This is a genomic window from Variovorax sp. 20P10.2.4 (assembly GCF_058244205.1).
The window spans coordinates 1-3,029 of sequence record NZ_JBZAYE010000784.1 but is presented as its reverse complement, the minus strand read 5'-3'; the positions used below and the strand labels follow the sequence as shown (position 1 = coordinate 3,029).

Annotated in this window: 5 protein-coding genes; all 5 read right to left on the bottom strand. The window is 69.9% G+C overall.

Translation table 11 applies throughout. The annotated features are described in order from the left end of the window. On the bottom strand, positions 1–182 hold a 182-nt coding region (locus tag AC27VN_RS37480; protein ID WP_490879930.1), incomplete at its 3' end, for a hypothetical protein. Beyond that, on the bottom strand, positions 179–538 hold the full coding sequence (locus AC27VN_RS37475; protein WP_490879929.1) for an ExbD/TolR family protein: 360 nt from the start codon (positions 536–538) through the stop codon (positions 179–181). The genes AC27VN_RS37480 and AC27VN_RS37475, both read right to left, overlap by 4 nt. Positions 539–542: 4 nt before the next feature. Then, entirely contained in the window at positions 543–983 is a 441-nt protein-coding gene (gene exbB, locus AC27VN_RS37470) for a TonB-system energizer ExbB (protein WP_093349691.1), read from the bottom strand. Between the two features lie 21 nt (positions 984–1,004). Then, entirely contained in the window at positions 1,005–2,729 is a 1,725-nt protein-coding gene (locus AC27VN_RS37465) for a ShlB/FhaC/HecB family hemolysin secretion/activation protein (RefSeq protein WP_490879928.1), read from the bottom strand. Between the two features lie 69 nt (positions 2,730–2,798). After that, positions 2,799–3,029 (bottom strand): hypothetical protein (locus AC27VN_RS37460; RefSeq protein ID WP_490879927.1); only part of this gene is annotated, 231 nt, incomplete at its 5' end.

Genomic DNA, 3,029 nt, shown 5'->3' with positions numbered 1-3,029 from the left:
GGCTCGGCCGGCCGTGCCACCTGCTGCTGCTCGACCTGGCGGTTGCTCACCATGCCCAGCAGGTCCACCACCAGTTGCTCGCGCAACGGCGGCGGCGCCTCGGGCCGCGCGCGCACCAGCCACGGCAGCACCAGTGCCGCATGCAGCAGCACCGAGAGGCCGAGGCCGATCGCGAACCTCATCGCGTCGTCGGTTCCGTCTGCACGGCCACCTTGGCGAAGCCCAGTTGCTTCAGCACATCGGCCACGTCGATGAAGCGCTGCAGCTGCACCGTGCGGTCGGCGCGCAGCAGGAAGGGCGTCTGCTTGTCCATCGCGGCGAGCCGGGTCTTGAGCGTGTCGGCATTCAAAGCCTCGCCACCGAAGTGGATCACCCCCGCCGCATCGATCACGATGGTCTGCGTCTGCGAGGTGTCCGCGGGGCTCGCGCTGGCCTGCGGCAGGTTGACGGGAATCCGCCCGCTCGCGATGAAGCTCGAGGTCGTCAGCACGATGGTGAGCAACACCAGCATGATGTCGACGAAGGGGAGCATGTTCATGCTGTCAATCGGCTTTTCGGTCACGCGCGATCTCCCATTCGAGGATCAACACCTGCACCTTGCGCAGCAGCGTGTTGTAGAGCACCACCGACACCAGCGCCACCCCGAGTCCCACGGCCGTGGCCTTGAGCGCGAGCGCGAGGCCGACCATGATCTTGCCGGTGTCGATGGAGGCGTCCTGACCCATGTTGTAGAAGGTCAGCATGATCCCGAACACCGTGCCCAGCAGGCCCAGGTAGGGCGCATTGCTCGCCACCGAGGCGATGACGAAGAGCTTGCGCGTGAGCACCAGTTCGAGCGACTTGATGTCGCGGATCGCGTGGGTGTCGATGCGGCTGTAGAGCCAGGCGCGTTCGATGCCGATCGCGACCACGAAGACGCTCAGCACCACCAGCAGTCCGATGACGCCGTAGTCGATGGCGCCGGCGAGCCAGTTCATGTTCATTCCGTGCTCCTCGTCGGTTCTTCAGAACAACACGCCGGCCTGCACCAGCACGCGCGTGCGGCTCTCGCGCACGATCTCCTGGGGCCGCGAGCCGATGGCGCGCGCGACCTGCAGGCGCCCGAACAGCGCCCCGTAGCGTGCCTGGTAGCCGATGCCCACGTCCGACAGGCGCACGCCGTTGCGCGTCGTGTAGTCGGCGTTCTGCAGCCAGGCGCGGCCGAGGTCGGCGAAGACGCCCACCGAATGCGTGAGCCCTTCGGGCGCGGGCAGTGCATAGCGCAGCTCGGCATTGAGCAGGTAGCCGTTGTCGCCGCTCACCCATTCGCGGTACGCCTTCACCCCGTTGGGGCCCGAGATGCTCATCTGCTCGCTGCCGTCGAGGTTCTTGTTGCGCAGCGCCTTCTGCAGGCTCAGTGCGCTGCTCGCGGTCCAGCCCTTGGCGAATTCCACGTTGGCGGCGAGCCGCAGGTTCAGGTGCGCGAAGTCGCCGGCCGTGTCGGCGCCGGCGCGGTTGAGCGCCGCCTGCGCGGGGTTGTCGATGTCGAGGTGGCCGTAGCTGAATCCGGCGACGACGCTGGTGTAGCCCGGCCGGCCCAGCAGCTGGCCCCAGCGTTCGTGCTGCACGGCGAAGGTCGCGACCTTGGTGGTCTTGCGGTCGACGCTCTCGACCGCGCCCACCTCGTCGCGCAGATGGCGCTGCGCGAGGTTCAGGCTCAGCGACAGGTTCTGCTCGCGGCTGCGCAGCAGCGGATAGCTCAAGGTGGCCTCGACCGTGCGCGCCCGGCCTTTGGCCTCGAGGTCGTCGTAGTCGCCGCCCAGGTGATAGGTCGTGCGCGCGGCGGCAAGCTCCAGCCGCAGGCCGCTCGCGGTCAGCGGAAAGCCGTAGGCCACGCGGGCGTTGTCGAGGCCGCCGCCTTCTGTGCCCATCAGGTTGAGGCTCAGCCGGTCGGCGATGCCGAAGGGCGAGTTGATGTCGAGACCCGCGCTCAGACGGTTCTTGCCGGTGTAGAGCGAGCCCTGGTTGTCGACCAGCACATAGCCCGCGAGGCGCTTGCCTTCACCCACCTCGGCATCGAAGTCCGAGCTGCCCGGCGCTTCGCCCGGCGAGATCGTGAGGCGGGGCAGGGTGGCGCCGGGCATGTCGCCGACCAGCAGCATCGCGCGCTCGAGCTGCGCGCGGGAAACCGGCTGACCCGCCTGCAAGGCCGCGAACGCATCGGTCACGGTCGCGTCGCGCACCAGCGAGCGGTTCTTGAGCGTGAGCTTGCCGTAGCTGCCGATCAGGACCCGGATCGTCAGCGTGCCGGCGCTCGCGTCCTGCCGCGGCACGTAGGCGCGTGCCACCAGATAGCCGCGGTCGCGCAGCAGCGCCGTGAGCCGGCCCGCGGCCTGCTCGATCTCGGCCATCGACAGCGCGCGGCCGCGGTAGGGATCGAGCGTGGCCTGCAGCTCGGCGGGCGGAATCTCGTCGGCGCCCTCGACCTTGAAGTCGCGCACCGTCAGCGTCTCGCCGGCCGGCAGGGCCAGCGGCCGCTCGGGCTGCTCCACGATCACCGGCGCGGGCGGCTGGCTCGGAGTGCCGAGCGGGCGCGGCGGCTGGGCTTCGCGCAGCGCATCGCCGCTGCCGTAGTTGGGGATCGGCGCCACCTGGGCATGGCCACTGGTCGCGAGCGTGCAGAACACGGAGAAGGCGGCGAGCGCGGGACGCGCCCGGCGTGAGGGCGAGACGGGACGAAGGGGATTCATGTCGCAACGGGAACGAAGAGGAGAAGGGGAGGCGGAGCGGCCATGCCGTCCCGCCGCGGGGCGGCGATGTCAGCGCGGCGTCGACGGCTGCGCCGCGGGCGCCTTGGCGCCTTCGTCCTCGAGTTCGAAGACCTTGCCGTCGATCTCGATGCGCTCCACGTTGGCGGAGAAGCTGCGCCGGTCGGCGAAGACGATGTTGTCGGCCAGTGCCGCGGCCCGTTGCGTGAGGCCCGCCGTCGTCTGGACGGCGGGGCGTTCCGGCTGGCGCTGGGCCTCCGAGGTCGCGGCGGCCGCGAGACG

Excerpts from the sequence above, each read along its gene's own strand:
- AC27VN_RS37475 (WP_490879929.1), bottom strand. The coding sequence starts at position 538 with ATGAACATGCTCCCCTTCGTCGACATCATGCTGGTGTTGCTCACCATC.
- exbB (WP_093349691.1), bottom strand. The coding sequence starts at position 983 with ATGAACATGAACTGGCTCGCCGGCGCCATCGACTACGGCGTCATCGGA.
- AC27VN_RS37465 (WP_490879928.1), bottom strand. The coding sequence starts at position 2,729 with ATGAATCCCCTTCGTCCCGTCTCGCCCTCACGCCGGGCGCGTCCCGCG.